28 protein-coding genes and 4 pseudogenes are annotated in these 24,042 nt (G+C 36.3%); 3 read left to right on the top strand and 29 right to left on the bottom strand.

What is annotated here, in order from left to right:
* Nucleotides 1-457 precede the first annotated feature (457 nt).
* The 10 genes and pseudogenes from J2Z23_RS14900 to J2Z23_RS14860 all read right to left on the bottom strand — a co-directional run bounded on the left by J2Z23_RS14900 (nucleotide 458) and on the right by J2Z23_RS14860 (nucleotide 7,258).
* The gene (locus J2Z23_RS14900; protein WP_057988020.1) at nucleotides 458-841 is read right to left on the bottom strand and encodes a VOC family protein; all 384 of its coding nucleotides are present in this window, start codon (nucleotides 839-841) and stop codon (nucleotides 458-460) included.
* Nucleotides 842-897: 56 nt separating this feature from the next.
* Nucleotides 898-1,200: pseudogene (locus J2Z23_RS22360) on the bottom strand (transcriptional regulator).
* Nucleotides 1,201-1,347: 147 nt separating this feature from the next.
* Complete coding sequence (locus J2Z23_RS14895) at nucleotides 1,348-1,737, bottom strand: hypothetical protein (protein WP_209974385.1); 390 nt, start codon at nucleotides 1,735-1,737, stop codon at nucleotides 1,348-1,350.
* Nucleotides 1,727-2,311 (bottom strand): nucleotidyltransferase domain-containing protein, encoded by a 585-nt coding sequence (locus J2Z23_RS14890; protein ID WP_209974383.1) that lies wholly within the window; start codon nucleotides 2,309-2,311, stop codon nucleotides 1,727-1,729. Before J2Z23_RS14890 ends, J2Z23_RS14895 begins: the two co-directional genes overlap by 11 nt.
* Nucleotides 2,312-2,507: 196 nt before the next feature.
* Nucleotides 2,508-2,924, bottom strand: a complete 417-nt coding sequence (locus J2Z23_RS14885) for a hypothetical protein (RefSeq protein WP_174517097.1) — start codon at nucleotides 2,922-2,924, stop codon at nucleotides 2,508-2,510.
* Between the two features lie 516 nt (nucleotides 2,925-3,440).
* Entirely contained in the window at nucleotides 3,441-4,061 is a 621-nt protein-coding gene (locus J2Z23_RS14880) for an NUDIX hydrolase (RefSeq protein WP_057988016.1), read from the bottom strand.
* Between the two features lie 144 nt (nucleotides 4,062-4,205).
* On the bottom strand, nucleotides 4,206-4,640 hold the full coding sequence (locus J2Z23_RS14875) for a GNAT family N-acetyltransferase (protein WP_057988014.1): 435 nt from the start codon (nucleotides 4,638-4,640) through the stop codon (nucleotides 4,206-4,208).
* Between the two features lie 333 nt (nucleotides 4,641-4,973).
* Nucleotides 4,974-5,588: a DJ-1/PfpI family protein gene (locus tag J2Z23_RS14870; protein ID WP_209974381.1), complete on the bottom strand. Its 615-nt coding sequence runs from the start codon at nucleotides 5,586-5,588 to the stop codon at nucleotides 4,974-4,976.
* Between the two features lie 652 nt (nucleotides 5,589-6,240).
* Entirely contained in the window at nucleotides 6,241-6,768 is a 528-nt protein-coding gene (locus J2Z23_RS14865) for a GNAT family N-acetyltransferase (protein ID WP_057988012.1), read from the bottom strand.
* A gap of 43 nt (nucleotides 6,769-6,811) precedes the next feature.
* Nucleotides 6,812-7,258 carry an NUDIX domain-containing protein gene (locus J2Z23_RS14860; RefSeq protein WP_057988010.1) on the bottom strand — a complete coding sequence of 149 codons (447 nt, stop codon included), beginning with the start codon at nucleotides 7,256-7,258 and terminating at the stop codon, nucleotides 6,812-6,814.
* 551 nt (nucleotides 7,259-7,809) lie between these two features.
* On the opposite strand from J2Z23_RS14860, the gene J2Z23_RS14855 reads away from it, so the two are divergent.
* Entirely contained in the window at nucleotides 7,810-8,226 is a 417-nt protein-coding gene (locus tag J2Z23_RS14855; RefSeq protein WP_057988008.1) for a hypothetical protein, read from the top strand.
* A gap of 290 nt (nucleotides 8,227-8,516) precedes the next feature.
* Here J2Z23_RS14855 and J2Z23_RS14850 read toward each other — a convergent pair whose 3' ends face one another.
* The 11 genes from J2Z23_RS14850 to J2Z23_RS14800 all read right to left on the bottom strand — a co-directional run bounded on the left by J2Z23_RS14850 (nucleotide 8,517) and on the right by J2Z23_RS14800 (nucleotide 15,152).
* On the bottom strand, nucleotides 8,517-8,912 hold the full coding sequence (locus J2Z23_RS14850; RefSeq protein ID WP_057988006.1) for an NUDIX hydrolase: 396 nt from the start codon (nucleotides 8,910-8,912) through the stop codon (nucleotides 8,517-8,519).
* Nucleotides 8,913-9,060: 148 nt separating this feature from the next.
* Complete coding sequence (locus J2Z23_RS14845) at nucleotides 9,061-9,471, bottom strand: GNAT family N-acetyltransferase (protein WP_057994612.1); 411 nt, start codon at nucleotides 9,469-9,471, stop codon at nucleotides 9,061-9,063.
* On the bottom strand, nucleotides 9,468-9,641 hold the full coding sequence (locus J2Z23_RS14840) for a hypothetical protein (protein WP_165589654.1): 174 nt from the start codon (nucleotides 9,639-9,641) through the stop codon (nucleotides 9,468-9,470). The genes J2Z23_RS14845 and J2Z23_RS14840 overlap by 4 nt, the downstream gene beginning before the upstream one ends.
* A gap of 38 nt (nucleotides 9,642-9,679) precedes the next feature.
* Nucleotides 9,680-10,123 (bottom strand): GNAT family N-acetyltransferase, encoded by a 444-nt coding sequence (locus tag J2Z23_RS14835; protein WP_057988003.1) that lies wholly within the window; start codon nucleotides 10,121-10,123, stop codon nucleotides 9,680-9,682.
* A gap of 178 nt (nucleotides 10,124-10,301) precedes the next feature.
* Nucleotides 10,302-10,733, bottom strand: a complete 432-nt coding sequence (locus J2Z23_RS14830) for a hypothetical protein (RefSeq protein WP_057988002.1) — start codon at nucleotides 10,731-10,733, stop codon at nucleotides 10,302-10,304.
* Between the two features lie 886 nt (nucleotides 10,734-11,619).
* Nucleotides 11,620-12,027 (bottom strand): NUDIX hydrolase, encoded by a 408-nt coding sequence (locus J2Z23_RS14825; RefSeq protein ID WP_057988000.1) that lies wholly within the window; start codon nucleotides 12,025-12,027, stop codon nucleotides 11,620-11,622.
* Nucleotides 12,028-12,253: 226 nt separating this feature from the next.
* The gene (locus J2Z23_RS14820) at nucleotides 12,254-12,631 is read right to left on the bottom strand and encodes a VOC family protein (RefSeq protein WP_128738612.1); all 378 of its coding nucleotides are present in this window, start codon (nucleotides 12,629-12,631) and stop codon (nucleotides 12,254-12,256) included.
* Nucleotides 12,632-13,029: 398 nt separating this feature from the next.
* Nucleotides 13,030-13,452, bottom strand: a complete 423-nt coding sequence (gene fosM, locus J2Z23_RS14815) for a FosM family fosfomycin resistance protein (protein WP_209974379.1) — start codon at nucleotides 13,450-13,452, stop codon at nucleotides 13,030-13,032.
* A 99-nt stretch (nucleotides 13,453-13,551) separates the two neighbouring features.
* On the bottom strand, nucleotides 13,552-13,863 hold the full coding sequence (locus J2Z23_RS14810) for a hypothetical protein (RefSeq protein WP_057987996.1): 312 nt from the start codon (nucleotides 13,861-13,863) through the stop codon (nucleotides 13,552-13,554).
* 219 nt (nucleotides 13,864-14,082) lie between these two features.
* On the bottom strand, nucleotides 14,083-14,373 hold the full coding sequence (locus J2Z23_RS14805; RefSeq protein ID WP_057987994.1) for a CD3324 family protein: 291 nt from the start codon (nucleotides 14,371-14,373) through the stop codon (nucleotides 14,083-14,085).
* Nucleotides 14,374-14,699: 326 nt separating this feature from the next.
* Nucleotides 14,700-15,152: a GNAT family N-acetyltransferase gene (locus tag J2Z23_RS14800; RefSeq protein ID WP_057987992.1), complete on the bottom strand. Its 453-nt coding sequence runs from the start codon at nucleotides 15,150-15,152 to the stop codon at nucleotides 14,700-14,702.
* Between the two features lie 129 nt (nucleotides 15,153-15,281).
* Between J2Z23_RS14800 and J2Z23_RS14795 the strand changes: the two genes are divergently transcribed.
* Nucleotides 15,282-16,265 carry a ketoacyl-ACP synthase III gene (locus J2Z23_RS14795; protein ID WP_209974377.1) on the top strand — a complete coding sequence of 328 codons (984 nt, stop codon included), beginning with the start codon at nucleotides 15,282-15,284 and terminating at the stop codon, nucleotides 16,263-16,265.
* Nucleotides 16,266-16,431: 166 nt separating this feature from the next.
* Here the strand turns inward: J2Z23_RS14795 and J2Z23_RS14790 are convergent, their stop codons facing one another.
* Nucleotides 16,432-17,073: a YdhK family protein gene (locus tag J2Z23_RS14790; RefSeq protein WP_238482788.1), complete on the bottom strand. Its 642-nt coding sequence runs from the start codon at nucleotides 17,071-17,073 to the stop codon at nucleotides 16,432-16,434.
* A gap of 346 nt (nucleotides 17,074-17,419) precedes the next feature.
* Here J2Z23_RS14790 and J2Z23_RS14785 point away from each other — a divergent pair.
* Nucleotides 17,420-17,858 (top strand): annotated as a pseudogene (locus tag J2Z23_RS14785) (Hsp20/alpha crystallin family protein).
* Nucleotides 17,859-18,043: 185 nt separating this feature from the next.
* Here the strand turns inward: J2Z23_RS14785 and J2Z23_RS14780 are convergent.
* The 7 genes and pseudogenes from J2Z23_RS14780 to J2Z23_RS14760 form a co-directional block, all read right to left on the bottom strand.
* Complete coding sequence (locus J2Z23_RS14780; RefSeq protein ID WP_238456176.1) at nucleotides 18,044-18,730, bottom strand: N-acetylmuramoyl-L-alanine amidase family protein; 687 nt, start codon at nucleotides 18,728-18,730, stop codon at nucleotides 18,044-18,046.
* Between the two features lie 29 nt (nucleotides 18,731-18,759).
* A complete protein-coding gene (locus J2Z23_RS14775; RefSeq protein ID WP_083492434.1) occupies nucleotides 18,760-19,500 on the bottom strand; it encodes a polysaccharide deacetylase family protein in 741 nt (246 codons plus the stop codon).
* A gap of 341 nt (nucleotides 19,501-19,841) precedes the next feature.
* Nucleotides 19,842-21,821: a HAMP domain-containing sensor histidine kinase gene (locus J2Z23_RS14770; protein ID WP_064468472.1), complete on the bottom strand. Its 1,980-nt coding sequence runs from the start codon at nucleotides 21,819-21,821 to the stop codon at nucleotides 19,842-19,844.
* Nucleotides 21,818-22,072 (bottom strand): annotated as a pseudogene (locus J2Z23_RS22805) (winged helix-turn-helix domain-containing protein); the annotation flags it as partial. The gene J2Z23_RS14770 and the pseudogene J2Z23_RS22805, both read right to left, overlap by 4 nt.
* Before the next feature lie 65 nt (nucleotides 22,073-22,137).
* A pseudogene (locus tag J2Z23_RS22800) lies at nucleotides 22,138-22,501 on the bottom strand (response regulator); the annotation flags it as partial.
* Nucleotides 22,502-22,920: 419 nt separating this feature from the next.
* On the bottom strand, nucleotides 22,921-23,046 hold the full coding sequence (locus J2Z23_RS22640; RefSeq protein ID WP_274387274.1) for a hypothetical protein: 126 nt from the start codon (nucleotides 23,044-23,046) through the stop codon (nucleotides 22,921-22,923).
* A 94-nt stretch (nucleotides 23,047-23,140) separates the two neighbouring features.
* Nucleotides 23,141-23,983, bottom strand: a complete 843-nt coding sequence (locus J2Z23_RS14760) for a hypothetical protein (protein WP_057987980.1) — start codon at nucleotides 23,981-23,983, stop codon at nucleotides 23,141-23,143.
* Nucleotides 23,984-24,042: the final 59 nt, after the last annotated feature.

Here is a 24,042-nt window from a genome sequence, read left to right as displayed (position 1 = left end):
TAGTTAAGAATTAAAAATCATTAAATATATCACACTAAATAGGAGATTATAATCGCTAAATTACCGAAATGTCTTATATCACGTAGATATCATATCCCTTGGGATTTCTTAACTGCTTATACATTCTTACTACTACTGCATCATACTTCGGTACAATTATCCTAATTAATTTACAGAAATGTCGTTTTGTGACCACCAGATAAAACCATTCCGCGGAAGTCTTTGGAAGTTTTTTTCACCCTTCCTAAGCCCATTCCTAATTATAATTCTATAAAGAAGCTTGTAATCCCTCTTAAACTAAACTAGTAACAAGCGTTACCATATTAACAGCTGGTAATTTCAAGTGAATAACTTACAAACTTACATCCCAGTGAATTTCATCACTTATAAAAGCATAACCCCATCCTACTATAGGACGGGGTTACACAAAGTTGGTTTATCATTACAGTTCATCGAGTTACTGCTGTATGATCTGAAGAAGGTTGCCACAGGTATCATCGAAGACGGCTATTGTGACTCCTCCCATTTCTTTCGGTTTCAGCGTAAATTTCACACCTTTTTCTACTAATCGTTCGTGTTCTTTGTGAATATCTGCAACGCCAAACATTGTGACTGGGATGCCATCTGCAAATAGTTTCTCTTGATACTCTTTGGCAGCGGGATGCTCATTCGGTTCAAGCACAAGTTCGGTACCGTTCTGATCATCTGGAGAAACAAGGGTTATCCATCTATAAGCTCCGGCAGGAACATCCTGTTTTTTTACAAACCCTAATTTTTCCGTGTAAAACGCTAGTGCTTTGTCTTGATCTTCAACAAATATACTGGTAACAATGATTCTCATAAGATTTTATCTCCTTTACTATTGGCGATCTAAAGAGCTCCTTTAACAATTTGTATCTAAAGAGAAAAACTCATACATTGATCTTTATAAATTACTCCCATCAGTAAATCTTTTAAAGATTCGTTATAAAACATCAGGACTCGATATTTTCCCTTACGTTTTGCTTTTATATGTTTAGCCTCTTCCAATGAAACAAGATGCTTAATAAGTGCTTGTAGCGAATGGAACGGTGTGCTCCATAATTAGACGTACCATAAGTTCATACAGTGTCAGTCATTACATTCGGATATCTCGTCTTAAATCAACCTCCGAGTTGAATCGACAAATGCTTTTAATATAGCGCCTTTATTCCATTTCATCTTTAGAGTATAAGCAACTCCCTAGTTGGAATCAACAATAAGCTACTACAGGTTTTCATATTATAAACGAAAAACCAAAAGAGCAAAGCAAGTTAAAAATGGTTTGCTCTTTCTTGAAATAGACTTTCATTCTTGTGTATTTTTATGTCAATGCGATAGGCTTAAAAGTACCTCACTTAACCTGCATATTTCTAATACGTCTTTTTCCTCTAAAGGAATAAATCCAATTTGCGATAAATCATGCTGCAGCTCATTCGGTAATTCCTCAAGATACTTTTCAAAGGAAAGACCTTCTGACGTTTGAAAATATAACCATAATGCTTCACCATACATTTGATACAGCAAATTCAGCTTTTCCTTTTTATTAGATAATCGTTGGATTTTTCTTTCACATAAAATATCGTGGATTTCAAATACGCCATTTTGAGAATAGCCTTTATTCCGAAGGTATTTGCGGAAACGACTGATAATATGCTGAACTTCTAAAACGTTCACATTCAATTGAAATGGGGCCACTCGTTTAAATTTATGATACACTTCTAAGTTGGATTCCGGGTAGCATACGCTCATTGGCAAGTGAATCATCATGACAAAATAAATATAAAAATCCGGCCTCTGTCCAGGCACCCATTGCAGCAATTGTAGCTGAATAATAATGTTGCTGCTTTAGACAATCTGAAGCAGATGTTATTCTTTCCCTAACAATCTGGGAAGCTTGTGCAATCATCTTTTTTCTGCCATTCTTTGAATGAAAATAGTCAGTAGTCCATTTTATTAACTTATCCAGTTTTCCTTCTTCATCTTTAAGAATGGTCACTTCAAGCAAAAACCTAAACTCCCAAGGTGAGACTTCTATCATCTCTTTATTTGGTAATTCACTGATATGTAATGTCTCTAATTGAATGATTTCCCCTTTATAAAGAATATCAGCCTTTTTCGTAGCTATTTCGTTCTGTGTGAATACGGTTAAATCTACATCGCTATATCGGTCTGCTTCGCCTCTTCCTACCGAACCACCTACATAAGCACAAATCAGTTCCTTATCTTTAATAAACTCCCTAGCAACCTGAAGCAATTCACCGCTTTTATTTATTAATCTTCCCTTTTCCATCTATTCCCCCTCCTATTTGCGCAACTCGAAAAACTGCCACTGCAGTATTTGAGCAAGGCAGTTGTTAACATAAATACATCTATTTTTTTCAAACCTTGGGAATATTCCATCTACTCCTAAAAACCTAATTTACACAAAATTATAACGGAAAGCCACCGTTCGATAAAAAATCCAAAAGGGATTAAAATGCTACAACCTATACCTGCTTTTTCTTCATTCGTGTACCGAGTATGATAAGAGCAACATAGATTACAATGGCAATCGAATCTATAAGCGTATCCCTAACCCCTGACACGTCAAGGATTGCGGTAACACCAAGGATCACCATCAATCGGACAATCAGAATCGTCACAATCAACCATGCGGTAAAGCGGAATTTTGATTGATCGGTTTGGAATGACATGAAAATAAAAGCGATACCGAAGATCAGATTTTCCGCCGTAATGATGTGCCAAACATACGTGAATATTGTCTGGGTACTTAAGGATACGGCTTCAATACTAAGCATCGGTAAGATAACGGATTGTCCGTTCCATGCGTGCGTGATGGCAAACAGTATGGCAAGGACACCTGCAATCAGATAATAAAAATTCTTAATCTTGATATTCAGCACACCCCTTCCTAAGAACTTCTAGTTCCTTTATTCCCTTATTAATGCCTTCGCTAAAAAACAGTGGCTCACATCTATGACCATATCATTCTATGCTATAACCTACCCCGTTATTTCTAGAACAAGGCATCTTCTTGAAGAAATGTTCCAAATAAATAATGCCTAAGTGCAATTCTCACTTTCAATCACGATGACTGATAATTCTATGTATCGTTACATTAATAATTCTACATTATTATTGAATTAGCCTACCCTTTTGCGGAAACTAAAAAAGTTGTCAGATCGATTGCTCACATTTAACCATTTTGGCCTATTATTAATCTAAATTAGTTTCTAAGCATATTGAAAACGTCCTACATTTGGATACTTTTTATCCAAACTCGTTATGCTTCAACTGGCTTTTTGTAAAATTAGGAAAAGACTGCAACCAGTATTTAAAGGTTTACACCAGTTAGCACCAGAATATTTGCAAGCTAATTGGCTTTTAAGGAATAGCCCTCTTAATTAAAACAAACCAAATTAAATGGCTCCTTTTATTTTTTCGATTACCGTCTGATAAAATTTAATTTGGTGAGGTACAAATTTATTTTTCTCGACACTCTCATCAATCAGTACTTTCTTTCCATCATCCTTTACTTTATATCCACTTATCCTAATTGATTCCCTTTTACCGAACCAGAGGTCAGCAAAATGGCTAAATTCAGTTTTTACAATTCCGGACACTTCTTCTTTCTGAAGAGTAAACTCTTCAAAGGACTTTGTACTTTTATATAAAAATACGTTTGCGATTTCCTTATCTATAAAATCTTCTCTGATTACACAGTAGTCTATGATTCCCAAAGGAATTAATTCCTGAAAGGATATATCCACCCCAATCTCTTCCTTAATTTCCCTTACACCATCTTGAACTGTTTCATTTGCTAGTAAATGCCCAGCAGCTGTTACATCCAATAGATTAGGATAATCTTTTTTTAAATTGCTACGAAGTTGTAAATAAAGACAATCCATTCCCTTTTCTTTACGAATAAACCAACAGTGAAAAGCTTCGTGCCAATAACCATATCTATGTACATCCTCACGGGTGGCAATACCGATTTGATTTCTACCTCTATCAAAAATCTTTAATAGCTCATTTTCCATACATGATTCTCCCTAAGGCAAGTTTTACTTGAATTCTCATTCAAACCTACCTCTCCTTTAAAATATGTCCTTCAAATATTGTAGATTTGTAACACAAAAAGAAATTACATCAAAGAAGGTCAACTACTTCCATATTAATGGAACTTAAACTCGTTTAGTAAAACAATAAGATAATCTATCAAACCCCTTATTTTTATAGAAGTCATGTGTTTCTGTTCGTTGAAATCCGCTATTTAATATAAGACAAGAAAGTCCCTTCTCTGCAGCAAAAATCTCAACATGTTCAAGGAGTTTCGTTCCTATCCCATTTTGCTGAAAATCATTTTGCACAGCAAGACCATTAATCTTTAAGTATCCTATTTCGTATTCCAACGCCATTGTTTGAACCACAGTAATAAAGCCTACTACCTTGTTTTTAAACGAGGCGACAAATGTTTTGTAATTCTCATCTTTATTCATTTTTTTGAACCGTTCGGAAATCTTTTCAATATCGACATTGAGATTTTCTAGTTCATTATTCCATAACAATAAAACGTCAGCATAATCATTTGGTCGAATTTCGCGAATTTCAATCTCCATAGCCAACCCCCGATTTTCGGTTTTAGAATTGCCTTTATCTCTTGTCTAAATTTTGATTGGAGTAAACCTATATTTTTAAATGAGATATTAATCCACTGCGATCCAAAATCCTCCGCGTCCCTCCGTAGACATAAGATATCTCATCTAAGTCAGCATTCAACCACTGATCATAGTCAAAACCAAACTCTTAATGAAAATTAATAACCAATTGTTTAACTGGTTCAGCATATATTTCATTAAATGGCAAAATGTTAATAAACGTAAAACCCCCCATCACTATGTTAGAAAATACTGGTCTTCAAAACTTCTTTTATATTAAAAGAACTGATTGCATTAAAAAATATCCTTGTGGTTTTTATTCCATTCGTATTCCATTATTGTTGCTGTTTTTAATGCTCGTTCTTCTCCAAGTAATTTTTCAATAACGTATAACGACGCATCCATCCCCGCTGATACACCAGCAGAAAAAATAAACTTCCCATTGTCAACGTATCGAACTCCTTCCAGTAGTTCGGAAGATTTAGATGCAACTTCTCTTAATTCATTAAAAGCCAAACGATTCGTCGTGAGTTTTAAACCATCGATAAAATTTGTTTTCGCCAGGATTAAAGCACCTGTACAGACAGATAATACAATTTCTGTGTCTGTAGCAACTGTATTTAGCCAATTTATTATTGTTCCATTCTTCATTTCCTTTCTGGAACCCCATCCCCCTGGAATGATAAGAATATCTGGACGTGGACAATTCTTAATGGAATAATTAGGATTTATACTAAGATTTCCTAGAGCAATAATTGGTTGTTCTTTTTCGGCTACTGTAAAAACATTAAAATCTCTCCCTCTATTACTCCCCGCAATGAACACTTCATAGGGTCCTGTAAAATCGAGAATTTCTACATTTTCATAAATTAAAATTGCAACATTCCTAGAAGTTTTAACATTTTCCATTTCATCACCACCTCAAAATGATAAAAGGCATTTGGAGATTATAAGTTGGTCAGTTCAAGAACTTAATAACCGTTTAGATAATCAATAGCCTAACCGATTATCAGTTTTGCTGATTCTATTCGCTCTTTCTCATTTCCAATAAACAAACAGGTAATGTCTTTTGTTAGGTATTCATCTAAAAATTCTAAACTAATATAAAACCGAGCCACTTGCGGTATTGGACGATTATCACTACCCAATAACTCAACTATTTTCCAAGAAGTAGTTAATAATACAAAACAAGCGTTCATCTCAACCTTTGCCTCTTCTGCTGCTATAATTTAAATAAGAAAACCTGCAAACCAGTAGGCTATGGATTTCATTTCATCTTGGAGGAGTTTTATATTATTTGAAAATTGTAATAACTGAGTATATAGTTTTTTTAAAAATATCCAGAGCTTCAGTTTGAGTTTTGCATTTATTTAATACACTTTCAAAAACACCTAATTTATTAGTCGTTTCCTCTATAATTATCGTATTTCTCTCGATCCTTTTATAAACTAAACGATTGATTAAGTTAATTGAATTGATTTTATGAATTCCTTATAAAAACCCTTTCCTTAATCAAGTAGACCGCTCCAATAATTTCACATCCGTAAGATTTTTAATCTCTTTAAACAGACGATATATTTTTCTGAAACAGTGAATGTCCATCACTTGCACCTACTTTTTTAAAACCATTATCCAGATAAAATTGATTTAATTGAACGTTATTTTCTACGCAATCCAATCTTAATGTCTTGATTCCTTCATTTCTTAGATATGTTTCCAACCAGTGGATCACTTCTTTTCCCAAGCCTAGGCCGATTTTAGAACGATGAAGGGCTAATCTATGAAGATATATTGCCTGATCGTTTAATTTCCCCCAAGTATGTTGATCCCAGTCACTTTGTTGCCGATAAAGTGTAAACGTTGCGATAAGCTTACTATCTTTTTTAATCGTGAATGTCTCTTGATTATTTATTGCCTGCTTTATCTCATCATCCTCGCCTCCACTTGCTAGGAATCCCCATTGGTCAATTCCCTCTTCTTTCAACCAATTGGCAACATCTTTCAATAAACATATAATTTCGTCCGCTTCTTCATTTTTTGCTAAAAACACTTGATAACTGTTCACCAAAGGAAATTCGTTATGTTTCATTGTTTATTCCTCTCATTCTTGTTCCTTTGCATTTTGGACATCATTAGTTAAATCCGTATTTTAGATGCATTGTCCCACTTTCAAAGTAGTTTTTGAGGTGTTGGAAACTTCCCGTGGGTGCCACTTCTTTCAATTCTAATTGATCTATGGTACGCCACACCATTTTGACATCTGCATATTCTTTATGCCTCCATTCCTCATCAAATTGATTAAGCAACCGTACTTCGTAAATAAGCGTCATTCGATGTTGTATTTTTCCGCCATTGGTCAAATACTCTTCGGACACAAATTTCAAATCTCCAACCTGAATATCCAAATCATATTCTTCAGTAAATTCACGACGAAGTGCCTTATCAGTGGATTCTCCAAATTCTACCGTACCACCTGGAAAACGATAAAATGATTCTTCATCATCACATTGAACCAAAAATTGAATCGCCTCTTGATTTTTGCGCCATACAATCGCTTCTGTACGTAATACTGGTTTCATTGTTCACCCTCCTTTTGGAATGCTTCAAACCGTGCTATTTAAAAATGTAAACGCTAAAACGGATTGAAGGTCATAAATAATATCCTCTCATGCAATTCAACGTGATTCCGAAAAAAGTCTCCCTCTTCAATCGTGTAAAGGCGGGCGTAACCCAACGATAAAGTGAAATTTCATTCAGAGTTTTTTTTCATTCCCCTTTGAATTCAGAGGATCAAAGGCTAAAATCGCGACATCCTGTCGCTACGCCTTTGTGACCAACATCCTGTTGGCCTGAACCAATCGGGCTTTTACTGGCAGTTGACCCGCACTTATAATTCTTGTTTTCTCTCGAATTCTTGAAGTGGAGGTCTTACTGCCAGTTAATGCGGGATAAAAGGGAGATGACTCTCGGTTGGCCAAGCCCAAGATTTTCACCTTATATATTTTAGATCATTCAAATTCCACTAATCCTTCCCAGTTAGCTTTAAAAGCCCCACTTTTAATTGTTTTTTTATGAATAGGTTCCGTTTTCTAGTGAAAAATAAGCTAATACTGTACAAGGAGGTCTCTCATTGAGAAGAGCTGCCATATTATTGCTGATCATTTTCATTTCATACAATAGTGTTTGTGAAGCAAAAACCACAACAGAAAAAGTCCCTCAAAATCAGCCACCTACCATAATGGAGTTAGCGTTTTTAAGACATCTTGGCATAACGACCATACAGGAAATTATGCAACAACACGGCGATTTTCAACTATTCACTTTTGATAGGATTGAAAAAATAACAAGAAATATTGATAATGATTCATATGATGTATCATTACATGTAATTGGATTTGAAGGTCCCCTTAACCCGCCTTATAAATTAATTCAAATGACGATTCGTATACCAGGAGCGAATTACAGCAATTACAGGGTCATTTCCTATAAGTATCGGTATGTCTCTGATGAAGAATTTGACAAACTAACTAAATATGCGGCTGATTAACTGTATAAAGGAGATAGGATCCTTTAGGTAATTGCGGATAAATTGAGTCAGTCAATGCGGAAAAATAACGTAATTAATCCTTTTCAGCCTAAAAATAAACATTATAAATTCAATTATTTTCTCCTCAATATGTAGGCATAGAATATTCTTTCACCATTGTTTAAAGATCCCTTACTTCGTAGCTAATATTGTAAATTCCCAAGGGATGTTCTCATTATTCCAGCCACGATGCCCATCAAATTTTTTAAAATTACAGGGGAAAATTAATTTTTGATTAGGAAAATCTCCTGTTACTCTGATAGGTTTCGTAGCTTCAATGCAACCTCTTTTGGTCTAACGTCAATAGATGATAATGTTTCGATATCGATCCAGACTGGTAAATATGTACCTCTTTCTCTATTTTCATCAGTGTACTCTTCACCTTTTCCAGTTCCAAATACCCCATTCATAATTTCGGCCCTAAAAAAATATTGTGTTCCGTTAAATCGAACTTTCGCAATGCATTCTTTGATTTTTACCTTAACTCCTAATTCTTCAAATGCCTCTCTTTCGGCAGTTCTTTCAGGTGTCTCTCCATTTTCTATTCCCCCACCGGGAAAAACATAATAGATAGAACCCTCTCTAATCCTCCTAATCAATCCAACCTTTTTATCTTCTATCAACACGACCGAACCTCTATTTCTCATAGGCATTCTCCTCTATTCTTATAAAATCGGCCCGCCTGCTATCAAAATACGAAGCTATGTGGAAGTTAATACAAAGATCAGGATAGAAGCTCTGTTCCATTAGTACGCCGGTAACCAACACACATTTTATTAACCATCCTTCAAAATTTCACTTACTTTCTAACACACACCGAAAGCGTTCTACTCCTGGATACCTTTCACCCGAACTCAATATTTTGAATCCGTAACGCTTATAAAATTTTACCGCATCCTTATCGGTTTCAGCAGAGATAAAAGATAGAGAGTGCTTAATTTCAATAAAACGAATCATTTTACTTCCTATTCCTTTACCTCGATGATTTGTAGATACTGCGATATGCTTTATTTCACAACGGTTTACATCAAAAAGTTCTATACCTATACATCCCACAACTTCCTCTTGTAAATGGTAGCCGTAGAGCTTTCGTACGGGGGATTGCATGTATAATTCGTATTCTCTTTCAACATTCTTTTCCGCTGTCGCAAAGGATAAAAGTTCTCTTATATCCGATTGAATAGGTGTAGACTTGATTTCAATCATGAAAACACATCCTTTTTTGCTTTTACCTCTTTTAGAGCCTTCGAATAAACAGTTGGAACTTTACTTTCATCAGATCCATCAATAACAGCCGATTCACTATGGAGAAATATTTGAAGCGATTTGTTAAAACGTACTTCTAAATAGTTGGATGACAGCAGATACTCTGCCACCCCTAAACTATTGCACTCTTATACTTAACATCCAGCACTCAATTCAGTTCCAATATATGACTTACTTTATAAACTCCCTCTACTTTTAAGAAGCCACATTTTATATATAAATTAACGGCAGCTGTATCATCAGTAGATGATAACCTTAATGTTCTAAAGTTTTTCTTTGCTTCAGTGATTATTGTATTTAGAAGTTTCTTCCCTACACTAGTACCTCTATTCTTACGTAAGACGTATAAGTGCCTCACTCGTCCTACATCCGGAAGGGTATGATATGGGTCAATATTCAGTCCACCAATGCCAATCACTTCTCCATCTAATTTTGCTATATACAGTGATTCACCTTTTTTATCAAATTTGTTACTACCCGTTTTATATTCATCTACTAATCTCTGAATAAATTTATATCCTTCAGATAAGCTATCATCTATGAGTAAATCCAAATTATACTGTTCGATTGATGTAACTTTTTCAATTTGCATTGTATTCCCCCTTAGCATTATGGGTTGATCAAACTTTCATAAAATGTTTGCTAGGGATCTGATTTTGGAAATGGTTTACCGAAACTCACATCTTGCCCTTATATGCGATTTTGGCCGTCATCCTTATTAGTGAATAGCACCGTTTTTACTTAAGTACAACTCTGTACACTATACTAATTCAGGGAATTCTAATTGGTTTATCATCACTTACCATACTGACAGAATTGAGAATTAGTATGTAAAACGGATAAACGATCAATCCCCCTATTGCTATAAGACCAGTAACAGGATTAGGGGAATCTCCACCATAAGTTATCGGGAATAAAGATGCGAAAACATAAATAAAAATAACAAAAAAAGGTACCCAAAGGATGACTGTCCAAAATTTAGCCTTTCGCCCATCCAGCCACTTTTTTGTTAAGAAAAAGAGTAGTATTGTACCACCTATAATTGCGACAATAAGCGTTACGCCAGTCAAAATAAATACCATACCAATTTCCCAATTTGTTAGCCTGCTAATTCTATACACATTTAACATAAGTTCAAGAGGAACAAATACCATAAGAGCGTACAGAATACTAATAACATTTAATTTTAAGAAATATTTCATAATAAGCCCCCAATAATTATCACCCTCTTCAACTCTACTTATAAGCAGTAGGGTTTGCACGAGAACTTGTAAGAATTATCGTTCGTAATAATTTTATTGCTTTTTGCCCAGTCAGTAAGTTCACTAAACATTAAGTCTTCTTTTTTCACTTTCATCACCTTAATGATAATTTCCACCTTAAGTATCGTTACTCCATATCGTTACTCCTTCTTCTACAAACAAATGACCTCTCAATATCCCAAAGAGACTTGTAACAAAATTATCGTTGTAAATATGCGGTTAATTGAATTAAATCTAAAATAGACAATTCACAGACTTTCATCCAGTTGTTTACATCTCATGACCCAATAGTTATATTTATCTGCATATCTCTCATCTCATGGATTTTGTGCAAGGTATTAAGGTGCATTGATTTATCTTCGGGCGACTTAGCGAATTTATACCACTCCACAAGCCTGTATCCGAACATGGCAAGAGTTAGTTCATAGATACACTGGCAATTTTTTTAACCATCGAATTGTTTTAAGCTGCATGAGGAATTATGTGATTTCTTCAGAGGATACGGGATTCCTTCAAAAAGCATCCTCTTCCAGCGAGAAGGCGAGCGTTACCAAAACTCCAAAAAGCACGTAGCAAATCTAGGCAACTAATGCCCCGACCAACAAAGATCATTCAGAAATATAACTATAAAAGTCTTTTCGTGATAGGTTAAAACCATTATTTGAAACAGCGGGGGGATGGGAATCTAAGATTTTTTAAATTCTTTAAAAGTCATTTCACGCATCCCTTGTGTTTAATAACCGATACTCATTGGGCAATGTTTCTCGTTGTTGGATCAATCAATGCATTCGGATTATCCTAGCCAAAAACATTTGTGAGAAGATCATTAAAGGATGGCACTCCCAAAAATATGAAAATGACTTATTTTATTTTCTAAGGCATCATCTATTCTTTTAATATTCCAAGGGTGTATTTGTTCAGGCAATTTTTCTCTTTCAAAGAATTGCACTTGTTCTATTTCATCATTCGGCTTCCAATCAATCCTCTTCAAGATAGCCGCCTTAAACAAGAAAACCAAATTGTCATTTGAAGAAGAGTAATAGGTTGAAATAAGATTATTTACTTCCACAACATAACCTGTTTCTTCTAATACTTCTCTTTTTACGCCGTCTATTGGTGACTCATTCTCTTCAAGTTGACCACCGGGAAATGTCCAATTACGGGAGCCATAACCGATTTTAGTCAATAAGATTCTATTATCCTTATCCGTAATTGCCGCAAAAACACCAACCATATTTTGATTTCTCCTTTCCTCTTAAGAGTTTCAACAAAAAGAGCAATCTTTCTTCCTTGATTAAGCAATCGATCTTCAGCGAAAAATGAGCCACTCTCATATCAAAGCAGGCTACTATTTTTTGATATTAGGATGAATTATGAGTGCGCATATTAGTAATCGAGAATTTGTAGATGGGTCGTCTGCTTTTCAACTACTTTCGAAAACAAATGGGCATTATGCCCATTCAACAATTACAAATCATCACAACATTCCCATCTGGATCTTCTATGTTAAACCAAGCTGTATCGCCTACTCTCTCGATTTCTCTTACAATTTTAATTCTCTTTTTTTTAATATATTGATAGGCTTCATCAATATCAGGTGCATAAAAGTTAAAAATGGGACTTAAACTGGGGGTGTGCTTGTAATAGGGGTCAAAGGTGTGATCATCTAATGTTAAAGAAGTTGTTCCTGTAACTGGAACATTATAAACAGGTGATTCTATATCGTCTAAATCAACTTGTAGCGCTAATAAATCACAATACCATTTAGCCGCTGCTTTCAAATCTGAGACATGAACAAAAACACCATTCATTTGATTTTTTATAGCCGTTCTTTCCATTTGTATCATCTCCTAAGGTAGATTTTCAATAGCTCAAGACACTCCAACCAATCTACTATCTAGCTTCTGATCTTAATTAATCATTTTCTAATTTGCTTAAAGTGGTGGGGAGTTCACTGAGGTGTATAACGGTCAACAAACACTTGTAAATATTGGTTCGCCAAGTGATAAGGATATCCTAAAACAAATGAATCAAATAGTGATCTTTATCCATAATGCTCTACCAAACTTCTTGACCTAAACATTTAATGGACGTTTGAATATCGACTAATATCGCTATTTGCCCTGATGCCAGCAGATGCTATTTGAATAAAAGTATGATTCATTTTCCCCTCCTATAGATTATTTAAAACTAGTTCACCAATACGCTTACAAGTATTTCCCTAAGCCACTTCCCTTTAGTCAAAAAATTCCATATGCGACTTTTCTTGTTTATAGTATTTTAATCGATCTTGTAAAGTACCTGTGTGAAATTCAAATTTATGTCCATCTGGGTCGGTAAAGTAGATCGATTTCTTATCTCTCTCATCTCTTTGACGGCCTGGCAAAATGTTTATCTTTAATTCCTGTAATGTATCGTATATTTTGTCGTATTCTTCCTCTTCAATTGAAAAGGCAATATGTGTGTATGATAGGTTAATTTCATCACGAGGAATGTCTTTTTCTAGATTAAGTGCAAGCCATATGCCATTTAGGTCAAAGTAGGCTGTGCTTCTCCCTTTTACTAACAATTTGGCTCCAAATACTTTTTGGTAAAAATCCACCGATTTTTCTAAGTCAGAGACGGAAAATAACAAATGATTAATCCCTTTGATTGTCACTTTTGTCACCCCCTAAGTTATGACCTGGTGCAAGAGTGAAATATGCCGCCAAGCACACTAAGCTTTCATCATTTTCGATACAGCACCAGATCTAGCAGTCTACTTTGTTAATCGGCCTCGATAGACAATTAGAGTAATAACGTTTAATAAAATAGTTACAATAAGAAGTACTGCAGCCGCAGATGAAACAGCATCTGTTGTATCCATCAGGGCGGACCAATCACCAATTTTCACAAGATGATCATTGTAAAATATTTGAAAACATAGCGAAACAGCACACGCACTCAAACTCGCTATTGGAAAAATAATCCACTTATTATGTTCCTTTTTATATAGCATAAGCGCTACTAGCGGGAGGATCCAAGCTACTAGACCAAGGATTAAACTTCCCACGTTAAGCCAACCAACCATACCGAATCTCCTCTTTCTGAGTCTGCAGTTTTTACCTATTTTATTATTTCAATAATTACAAATTATTTCAAGGCCAAAATAAAGATTAAAAGGTTAACTGGACACAGAAAGTGTAAAGAGCTTCCCATACTATCTGTAAATATCCGATCCATATTTAAGGTAAATAAAAGGAGCTGCCAAAAAGTCAGTTTATGATCCTTTTAACCAGCTCCACCTTCATTATTGTTTCACTTCACTACAAAGCTCTCGAGTTTTATAAATAATTTTGCGAATACTATCCACCGATAAATTATAGGTTTGTTCCAGTTCCTCGAATGACTGGCCTTCCCTATATAATCGGTAAATTTCTTCATTTCGTTTCGCTAAGGCAAGACGCGATCCGTTCGCTTCGCCCCATCCTACCCGCTGATTGGTTTGCTTCGGGATATAAATGAGCTCTCCTTGAATATATTTCTGGAGTTCCTTCAACAAATGAGGCGGAAGCACCTCTTTTCCATTTTTGTATGACAAGCCAAGACATCCTTCCTATTAAGATGTATGTGTCGATCATAAGTTATTTTCTCATTCATGAATAAAACTCCTTTCATATGGTTTTATTTCAGTAAGCCTTTTCACTTTTTAATATACATTAGATTTGGAAAGAAAAGGAGACCGCAAAATGCGGCCCCATGTTTCGCAATTTCCGCTAAGCGGAAATCACCTCATATTTTGTGATCAATTTCAATCAGCCTCCTTTCCGAAATTCTATCGGTCCGACATCCTTATTAACTCATATTTCCAGTCCTGTGAACAAGGGATAGAATAGTTATATTTGTTTTTTACCAATTTTCAAGCTTTCACAGCTCCTGAGCTAATCGAATCATATCGACAACTTGTATGCCATTTTCAAAGATTTTTTCTGGATAATGCCGAAGAAAGAAGTCTTTATCAATCCCCGTTATTCTAAATCCACACTTTTGATAAAGAGCGAGCTGATCGATACTTGCATTCCCTGTGCCAACCTCAATCGTTTTACAATCAAGTCGACTTGCTTCTGCGATCGCATGAAGGACTAACTGTTTTCCAATCCCTTTTCCTTGATGATTTTCTGCCACAGCAAGATTCACTAATTCTATCGTTTCAGGTCTTGTTCGCAGCAAAACATAGACACCGATGATTTGCTCCTCTTCTAGGGCAACAAAGCAATTTCCCCGTTTCAAATAGTTCTCAACAATTTGTCTAGAGGGATCTGCCAGTAAAAGTAGGCCCATAGGTGGCTTCTCCTCTTTCATTAACATTCTGATTTGCACTCTTAGTCCTCCCACATCAAACAAAGTTCATTGTCATTCCACTTTACCATATTGGAAGAAAAATCACCTATTTTATACCAGGTACTAATACCAAGTGGTATAATAGATAAAAAACAAGGATGTGAGCTAATGCTTCAATCAAAAACAAAGGTGACAGCGATTGGAACAGCTGTCCCAGATAAAAGATTACTTAATGCAGATCTAGAAAAAATGGTGAAGACAAGTGATGAATGGATTGTCCAACGAACTGGGATGAAGGAAAGAAGAATCGCTGGAGAAAATGAGTTTGCTTCAACTCTGGCGTTTCGAGCGGTCAACAATCTAATCCAAAACTATGATAAAGATTTGCATGATGTCGATGGGATTATTGTAGCAACAACAACCCCTGATTATGCTTTTCCAAGTGTGGCTTGTCAAATTCAAGCGCATTTTCAAATCCCTTGCACAGGCGCATTTGATCTTAATGCGACTTGTGCAGGATTCACCTATGCCTTGCATGTTGCTAATAATTTGATAACTTCAGAGGCACATAAAAAGATTTTGGTTGTGGCAACAGAAACATTATCAAAGGTAACGGATTATCAAGATCGATCTACTTGTATCTTATTTGGAGATGGGGCTGCCGCGATGCTACTTGAGTATGATGAAGAAAATCCAAGTTTTCTCGCAAGCCATATGGGAACAGATGGAAATGGGGGTATTCATGTTTATCGAACAACACTTGCCTCGACGATGAACAACACAGCTCTCAACACTTCAGGCAAAATGGTCCAAAATGGTCGAGAAGTGTACAAATGGGCTGTGCGCACCATTCCAGATAGCATGCGGACTTTAGCCGACAAAGCTCAGCTAACATTTGCTGATATCGATTGGTTCATCCCACACAGTGCTAACTTACGAATGATCGAATCCATCTGTGAAAAATCAGGCTTTCCAATCGAAAAATCCTTAACAAGTGTCAAATATTTTGGCAATACCTCATCCGCTTCGATTCCATTAGCCTTACAGATTGGGATTGAAAATGGTCAAGTGCAAACAGGTGATACACTTATGGTATATGGTTTCGGTGGAGGACTAACACATCTAGGTCTAATTCTCAAATGGGATGTATAAGATTCTAGACAATATTCGACTTATATCTTTATTGCTCGGGAAATAATTCTAGCTCTTTTTTCAATATCAAAGAAAAGCCTGAGCGCTTTGGGTAACGCTCAGAAATTGAATTTATCTGTAACAAAACAGGTGAGAATAAACTTCTCCCCTGTTTTGCTATATAACCTTATTGAACTGAGCCCAGTTCATCTTCCGTTACCCATTTATGATTTTTGACTTCTTCCCCACCTGTTGTTGGTTTGTAATCAATCATATAAACGGTTGTTTGTTCAGAGGATACAATCTCAGCTGTGGCCCCTTTCATTCCTTCCATATGGTCTGCTTCAAGTGTCACTTCTGATCCTGGACTTAATGTTTCTTGACCTGCATCGGCTATTTCTTCCTGAATGACCCATTTATGATCCTTCACTAGCTCTCCACCATTTGTTGGTGTATATGTGACAACATAAGCTATCGTGTCATAAGCGCCCACTATCGTTGCCTCTGCCCCGTCCATTCCTTTCATATGATCCGTTTCAACTGTAGCTTGGCTCCCGACTTCGTATTTTGGCTCTTTCGCTTCCTTTAATCCCTCTGGTACTTCAGCTGAGTTTGAATGCTGCATGCCATCATGATCTGAATTTCCCTCTTCAGCCATCCCCATTTCTTGATTATCCTCAACATTTTCTTGAGGAGGTTGTCCCTCATTTTTTACATCTTGATTCTGATCCGTATTTTGTCCACAAGCTCCTAATGCAAGCATCATGGCAACATTAATACTTAAAATATAACGATGTTTAGACATGGTGTATTCCACAACCTCTTTCATATAGATTTAATTTTTTGGTCTAGAGCCTATCCTCAAGTCCATTATTCCCTCCTATTCTCTAGTTAAACCATCCTCTAGTTTCTTATATTTAGGAGACCCCTTTGCTTCCTATGTACACTAACAAAATAGTTTTCTCTAATAAGGAACGAAAAAAATCTTCATTTGATCTTCCAATCAAATGAAGTCTTTCGTTTAATTTTTTTACTGTTATTTCTCCTAACTGATCTACATTGTTTATCCGTATTTCAAGGTGCTTGCGCTTTGCTTAGATTCACTTATTCCGTAGGAATATTCTCACATTAATTAGAAATAAACTCTGATATCATAAAGAACAGGAGGAAATATTATCGCTTTAATTCCTTATGAACCATTCAGTCATTTAGAAAATATGAAAAAGGATTTCGATCGATTCTTTACGGATTTTCCATTTCATTCGGAAATGAGCAGCATTTAGGAGCGATTCGGGTCGATGTTCACGAAACAGACAATAAGGTTATCGTAACCTGTGATATCCCTGGACTTGAGAATAAGGAAGATGTGAATATTGCTCTTAACAATAACATGTTACAGGATTGGTGGGACAATCCAAAAAACAAATGTAATAAATGAAGAACATATGCATAGAATAGAACGCTATGTAGGCCAAATTCCATCGTTCCATCTCACTCCCAAGCCCTGTTTCACATGAGGGAGTAAGTGCCACTTATTGGAATGGTGTCCTTGAAATCAAGATAACTAAACTGGAAAATGATAATAGACAAAGAATTGATGTAGAATTCCATTAAAATGAAGCCAAATGATGAAAGACCGAGTGGAATCGGTCTTTTTTCATTCGTTTGCTAAAAGCAGACAACCATAAGTTGAATCGTTATTTTTTAATTATTCAATTAAATTAAAAAGGATCTGAACGGGCACGATAAAGTTTAAATTATCCGTAGCGTAAACCAAGCGTGTCTCTATATTCTCCGCGTTATCCTATCCGTCCAAAAAAGTCCTTAATTCCACCTACAATCCCTGTAGCGATTTTCCCTTGAAAAGCGGCTGAATTGATTCGGGCCTCGTCCTCAGCATTGGATATATATCCAAGTTCGAGCAACACCGCAGGTATTTTGTTTTCTCTTAATACATAATAATCTCCATAAGAGACACCGCGATTACGGGCGTAAATATCTTCCATAAATATGTGCTGATGGATGCATTCAGCTAGTTTTTGATCACGTTTATGATAATAATAGGATGTCATCCCACCTACATCGTTTGTCTCAAATGCATCATAATGAATGCTTACAAATAAATCTGCTTGATTTTCAGCTGCCAACTCTACTCGTTCTTCAAGTTCGACATATTTATCATCATCACGTGTCAGTTGAACCTCTGCGCCGGCTTGTTCTAGTGCAGCCTTAATTTTATTTGCTGTCTCTAATGTAACTTGCTTCTCAAGCGTACCATTTTGTCCACTGGCTCCAATATCATTGCCACCATGCCCGGGATCAAGTACAATTCTTCTTCCTTCCAAAGTCAATATTTTTTCGCTTTTAGTCGTTTTATTGCATTCCGTTCCATCTATTTTTTCATTTTTCTCAAATTCAAATGAACGATTCACTGCAAAGGCTAAAAGCAGGATCATAACTAAGACAAGTACTTTCCATATTTTCATATAAATTTCCTTTCTAGGTTCATTCATTTTTATAAACGAGAATCTGATAAAAAGTTATTGGGAAAATGATGTTGGTCACTGTAGACCCCAAACTCATAGCCCTGCTCTTTAAAAAAAGCAATAATTTGCGGTAATAGCTTCAAGGTTTGTTCCTTTTCGTGCATAAGGACAACTTCAACATCCTCTGTTGTAGTCGATTTTATGATGGTCATAATTTTTTGGGGATCATTGGGATATTTCCAATCTTGGGAGTCAATTGTCCAATCCCAAACTTTCAATCCTGCTTCAATGACCTGAACGTGAATAAGTTCGTCTTGCAACCCGGGAATAGATCCATAAGGAGGACGCACTAAATGAGGGTTCGTTCCTGTAATCTTGTGGATTAACGCTAATGTTTTCCGCATTTCCGGAACAAACTGCCGGTTTTTGTATAATTCGTCAGAATCATGTGTCATACTATGGGCGCCAACATAGTGGCCTTCCTTAATGGCTCGTTTCACATCGGATTGATAGGATGGTTGCTTTAAATGGCTTCCTTGCATAAAAAAGGTTGCATGAATGCCATGTTCCTTTAAAACATCAAGAAAATCTCCAGTCCATTTACTTGGACCATCATCAAAAGTTAAGTAGACCATTTTCTCGTTTTTCTTATCCCGTAACTCTTCTTTCTCCCTTTCTATCTCCTTTTCCGTTTGCTTACCAGCTTCTTTTTTCACTTTTTCTTCACTTTTTCGTGGTGAAGGACTGGTTTCGCCAAGCGTTTCGGCCATTATTTTTTTATCCTCTATCTTGTCAATGGGGGATGCTGTTTTTATGAAGTAATCTATCACCCAAACAAGGGACACTACCAAAAAAAGCAATAGACAAATTTTAAAAAAGACTCTTATCCTTCTTTTCTCCCAATTAGACTGGTTTTGCATAAGTTTCCACTCCCCTCTTCTATCTCTATTGCTAGATTAAACATGCGAGATATAGATAAAATGAAGATGAGATGGATTTTGGCTAAAGATATAAAAAAAGCGCAAGCGTCCGTTTAGCGACTAATACATAAAAAAAATATTAGGTCATGGCTAAACCCCATGACCTAATAGCTTTTGTTCCGATCAAACTGTTACTTGTTTTTTCTTAAATAAAAATAAAACAATACACCTGTTTCTGTATTTTCTACTCCATATTTACTTCCATGGAGTTCAAGAATATTTCTGGAAATGGCTAGTCCCAAACCTGTTTCACCTTTTGATCGCTCTCGAGAAGTGTCTCCGCGGTAAAATCGATCCCATATTTTTTCCAATCGTTTCATAAGAATCGGTTCGCCCGTGTTTTCTACACAAATTTTCATTTGATTCACTTCATCCTTTAGCGAAACAGCCACGACACCTGCTTCTGGTGTATGACGGATCGCATTCGTTAAGAAATTCGTGATCACCTGCTCAATCCGATGTTCATTTGCGATCACTTCAAACGACTGAAGCTCTAGTCTAATCGTTACCTGCTGCTTGGAGGCCTCTAAGGAAAGAGAGGTACAAACCCGTTCGATCATTTCATCGATATAGAAGGATTCCACTTCCATTTGATAAGTGCCTGATTCATATTTGGCCAATTCAAGCATATCGGCAATGAGCCGATCCATCTTATCCACTTCCTTCTCCAGTGCTTGAAAGTAATACCCCCTTTTATGCGTGGCCACATCATCTTGTAAAATGGAAATCGTGCTTTTCATAATACTTAACGGCGTTTTAAGCTCATGTGAGACACCTGAAATAAATTCTTTTCTTGTGTTCTCTAGCTGCTTTTCTTTTTCAATATCCTGCTGCAGCTGCTCAATATGTTTGTGTAATGTGTCCGAAAGAGTATTGATGTTTTCCGATAATGTCCCCAATTCATCCTTTGATTTCACAGTGACACTTTCAGAAAAGTCCAAGTTAGCCATTTTTTTCGTTGTTTGATTAATTTTTAGCAGGGGACTAGCGATTTTTTTCGAATAATAAAAGGATGCTAATAAAACAAGTAGCATTACGAATACAATTAAATAAACATAATACTCCTTTACCATTTGCACAGCTTCATCCACTGGCTGCAGTGATGTCATCGCAATTAGATACGATCTGTGACCATCGATTGACAAGGACTTGATTAATATTTTGTACTGAATATTATTTTGCTCATCGTCCTCCACTTGAATGGATTGGTCCATTGTTGGATTTGGTTTCAACAGAAGAGAGGCTTGAAAATCTTTGATTTTATCCATGAATAGAGTGTTTGTGTAGATGGCATTCGATCCTTCACTCCGATTTGGAAGATGTACAGCTGTAACCGTTCCGATCAACTGAACAATATCTTGTTGTGAACTTGCCGGTTCTACTGGTTTCACTTGCTCCAATTTATCCCTTTCTCTTATATCGGCTGGCGATTGTGAACTAGATTCTTCGAGGAAGGAGCGATCTGTTTCCTGCAACTGGCCTGAAGGGTTTTGTTCGATCCACTTGCTGAGATATTCTCCTGCTGCTTTTTTCAACTGCTTATTTTCCCAGTAAGCTATATTTTCTTGTTCCTGTTCTAGCTCATATGGATCCAAGGCTCCGATCGTTCCTAGCGAATTAGGCACAAATCTTCCTAAATGACCGATGACATAAGGGACGACTGCCGATCCTCTCTTAACCCCGTATATGCCAATGCGTGCATCTGGCTCAAGAAGAAGATCATCTGATAAAGCATCCTCAAAATCTAGCAAATAGTAGAGAGGAATACGGATTGTTTTATCAACAAAAGCTTCGTCCTCCGTTCGCTCTGACTGAATTTCCATATAAAAATCATCCACGTTTTTCAAATTCCCATTTTGATCCAATGTCGTAATCCATGTATTATGTTTTTGATAAAAATCCTGTTCCAGTTTTTGTTGAACATATTTGTTTTCCTTGTTTTGCATGTAATCGTCTGCATAACGATCCATGGCCGCCTGAATATTATTGACTTTTTGATGGGCATAATATTGCTTAAAAAAAAACGTTTGCCCGATAAAAACAGTCGTTAAGATAAACACGCAAAGCAAGATTGTCAGGGTAAATAGTTTGAAAACAATTTTACTTCTCATACAGTCCCCTCAAATTTATAACCAAGGCGTACAATTGTTTTGATCACATCTGCCTTATTACCAAGCTTAGTCCGGATATTCCGTATATGCGTATTAATGGTTCGGTCATCTCCGGCATATTCATAACCCCAAACCTTGATAATTAATTGTTCCCTAGTAACCACAATCCCTTCGTTTTGCATTAGGTAGGAAAGGATTTCAAATTCAGTATGTGTCAGATTGATGCTTTGACCATCAACCATCACAGATCTGGCAGCCATATTAATGAAAATGCCATTCGCGGATTTTACCTGTTGATCTTCCACAGCGCTCTTTTGACGACGGCTTTGCAATAATCGTTTGGCCCGTGCCAATAATATAGCTGGACTATATGGTTTCGTTACATAGTCATCTACCCCAAGTTCAAAGCCTAACAATGTATCTTCTTCCTCAACACGTGCGGTCAGCATAATAATGGGAACATCCGCCGTTTTTCGAATCCGCCTGCAAACAGACCAGCCATCTAATTTGGGCAGCATAATATCTAAAATAATCAAATCTACCCTTTCGCTATCAAATAATTGCAAGGCCTTTTTCCCATCATTCGCTTCCAGTACATGGAAATTTTCATTTAAAAAATAGTCTTTAAGCACTTCTCTTAGAATTTGTTCATCCTCAACAATCAGAATGGTTTCATTCATCGCTTTACCCTCCATTGTTATTCGTTTAAGTATATCAAAACAATGTAAAGATAAGATAAAGACAAACGATTATTTAAAGTAGCAAAGTTTCCCTTTCCCAGCTCTAATTACTCTACTCTTTATCCAGATTGCCGAACTTCATGATCTAGTGCATTCCCATAAAATAAAAATGCTCTAGTTCCATGATTTTTGGCAAAATGATTAAAATACCTACTTAAAGAGCATGTCATGACTATCGAAAAAGCAAAAAAATCAAGGGAACTAGTTATTCACTCTCCTTTTATTCCTAGTAAACAAATAAATTCATTATATGAAAAAAAACTGCTTTTCATAATGAAAAGAGGTTTTTCTCTTGTAAGAATGATTTTTCTCTCAGTTTTGATTTACCTAGGAAAATCATAGCCGCACTTCGGTTCTTCCTAATCATCCCCCAACTCTTCATAAAGCCTTTCCCATTGCTCCTGATTCCTTTCCTTGCTCATTTCAAACTCAAGCTGGTTCATTTTATCTTCTATTTCTAGAAGTTCAGCAAAAGCAGTTCTCAAAACTGTGGACACGGAATTCCACAAGCTAGAATCCTACAGTACGTAAAGCACAAAAAGGCCTCATTTGATTTCTCAATCAAATGAAGCCTTTCGTTTAATTTTTAACTGTTACTTTTCCTAGACGATCTATCCATTGTTTATGAGTATCATCTGACATTGGAGCTTCCATAATCGCGTAGTGTAGGACATACAAACCATCATCAACCTCGATTACTCGTGCCACCTCATGTTGATCTCCATGAAGATCATCATCCTTCAAAATGAACTCATACATGAGTCCATCATCTTTTTCATTAAAAACATTCCACTCTAATTCACCACTTACATCTGCCTTCAAGGATTCTTCCATAAGATCTACGAAGTCTGTCGGAGCAATTCCTTGCAAATCTGGGAAGAATTGAGCTGTGACTAACTCGGTCCATGCTTCAACAGATTCTCCATCTACCACATATTCCCGCATCATATTCCCAGCATCTTCATGTTCAAAACCAACTTGCCAGTCCCGATCATCAAAATGTAATGTCAAATCTTCTAATCTCGAAAATTGTGCAGCTGAATCTGTGTTATCTTCATTTGCAATCTCTTCCACATCTTCAGGTTCATTATTTAAATCCCATTCCGTCTCTTCCTCTTGAGTTTCATCTAAAATATTGCTAAGATCTTCATCTTCCCAATCTTCCTCAATACCGATTGGATTGGTATCAGCCGGATTACTTTGTTCCGATAACGCCGCAAAGCCTAAGACGCTAAATAGAATAACCATTCCAATACAGAACAAAATATAAACAGAAATAACAACCGTTACAATTGTTTTAGCTGATTTCTTCCAATCAGCAAATTTCCACATGAAAAAAAGACCCACTGGCCAGAAAAAAATTAAAAATAGTACGATGACCCATGTTTGCTCATACCATTTTTTTCCAGTAGCTTCAACCATATCGTCTCTCCTCTTTCTAACTATTATTCTAAGACAAAATTAATACCCCGCTCATTATA

Origin of the sequence: Lederbergia galactosidilytica (assembly GCF_017873565.1) — a bacterium.
Lineage (GTDB): Bacteria > Bacillota > Bacilli > Bacillales > Bacillaceae_C > Lederbergia > Lederbergia galactosidilytica.
The sequence above is the reverse complement of the archived record's forward strand: the minus strand, read 5'-3'. Positions and strand labels throughout refer to the sequence as shown.

Bases quoted from the DNA above. Each gene is read 5' to 3' on its own strand.
- J2Z23_RS14900 (WP_057988020.1), bottom strand. From the start codon at position 841: ATGAGAATCATTGTTACCAGTATATTTGTTGAAGATCAAGACAAAGCA.
- J2Z23_RS14890 (WP_209974383.1), bottom strand. From the start codon at position 2,311: ATGGAAAAGGGAAGATTAATAAATAAAAGCGGTGAATTGCTTCAGGTT.
- J2Z23_RS14880 (WP_057988016.1), bottom strand. From the start codon at position 4,061: ATGGAAAATGAGCTATTAAAGATTTTTGATAGAGGTAGAAATCAAATC.
- J2Z23_RS14875 (WP_057988014.1), bottom strand. From the start codon at position 4,640: ATGGAGATTGAAATTCGCGAAATTCGACCAAATGATTATGCTGACGTT.
- J2Z23_RS14870 (WP_209974381.1), bottom strand. From the start codon at position 5,588: ATGGAAAATGTTAAAACTTCTAGGAATGTTGCAATTTTAATTTATGAA.
- J2Z23_RS14865 (WP_057988012.1), bottom strand. From the start codon at position 6,768: ATGAAACATAACGAATTTCCTTTGGTGAACAGTTATCAAGTGTTTTTA.
- J2Z23_RS14860 (WP_057988010.1), bottom strand. From the start codon at position 7,258: ATGAAACCAGTATTACGTACAGAAGCGATTGTATGGCGCAAAAATCAA.
- J2Z23_RS14850 (WP_057988006.1), bottom strand. From the start codon at position 8,912: ATGAGAAATAGAGGTTCGGTCGTGTTGATAGAAGATAAAAAGGTTGGA.
- J2Z23_RS14845 (WP_057994612.1), bottom strand. From the start codon at position 9,471: ATGATTGAAATCAAGTCTACACCTATTCAATCGGATATAAGAGAACTT.
- J2Z23_RS14835 (WP_057988003.1), bottom strand. From the start codon at position 10,123: ATGCAAATTGAAAAAGTTACATCAATCGAACAGTATAATTTGGATTTA.
- J2Z23_RS14830 (WP_057988002.1), bottom strand. From the start codon at position 10,733: ATGAAATATTTCTTAAAATTAAATGTTATTAGTATTCTGTACGCTCTT.
- J2Z23_RS14825 (WP_057988000.1), bottom strand. From the start codon at position 12,027: ATGGTTGGTGTTTTTGCGGCAATTACGGATAAGGATAATAGAATCTTA.
- J2Z23_RS14820 (WP_128738612.1), bottom strand. From the start codon at position 12,631: ATGGAAAGAACGGCTATAAAAAATCAAATGAATGGTGTTTTTGTTCAT.
- J2Z23_RS14810 (WP_057987996.1), bottom strand. From the start codon at position 13,863: ATGGTTGGTTGGCTTAACGTGGGAAGTTTAATCCTTGGTCTAGTAGCT.
- J2Z23_RS14795 (WP_209974377.1), top strand. From the start codon at position 15,282: ATGCTTCAATCAAAAACAAAGGTGACAGCGATTGGAACAGCTGTCCCA.
- J2Z23_RS14790 (WP_238482788.1), bottom strand. From the start codon at position 17,073: ATGAAAGAGGTTGTGGAATACACCATGTCTAAACATCGTTATATTTTA.
- J2Z23_RS14780 (WP_238456176.1), bottom strand. From the start codon at position 18,730: ATGAAAATATGGAAAGTACTTGTCTTAGTTATGATCCTGCTTTTAGCC.
- J2Z23_RS14775 (WP_083492434.1), bottom strand. From the start codon at position 19,500: ATGGCCGAAACGCTTGGCGAAACCAGTCCTTCACCACGAAAAAGTGAA.
- J2Z23_RS14770 (WP_064468472.1), bottom strand. From the start codon at position 21,821: ATGAGAAGTAAAATTGTTTTCAAACTATTTACCCTGACAATCTTGCTT.
- J2Z23_RS14760 (WP_057987980.1), bottom strand. From the start codon at position 23,983: ATGGTTGAAGCTACTGGAAAAAAATGGTATGAGCAAACATGGGTCATC.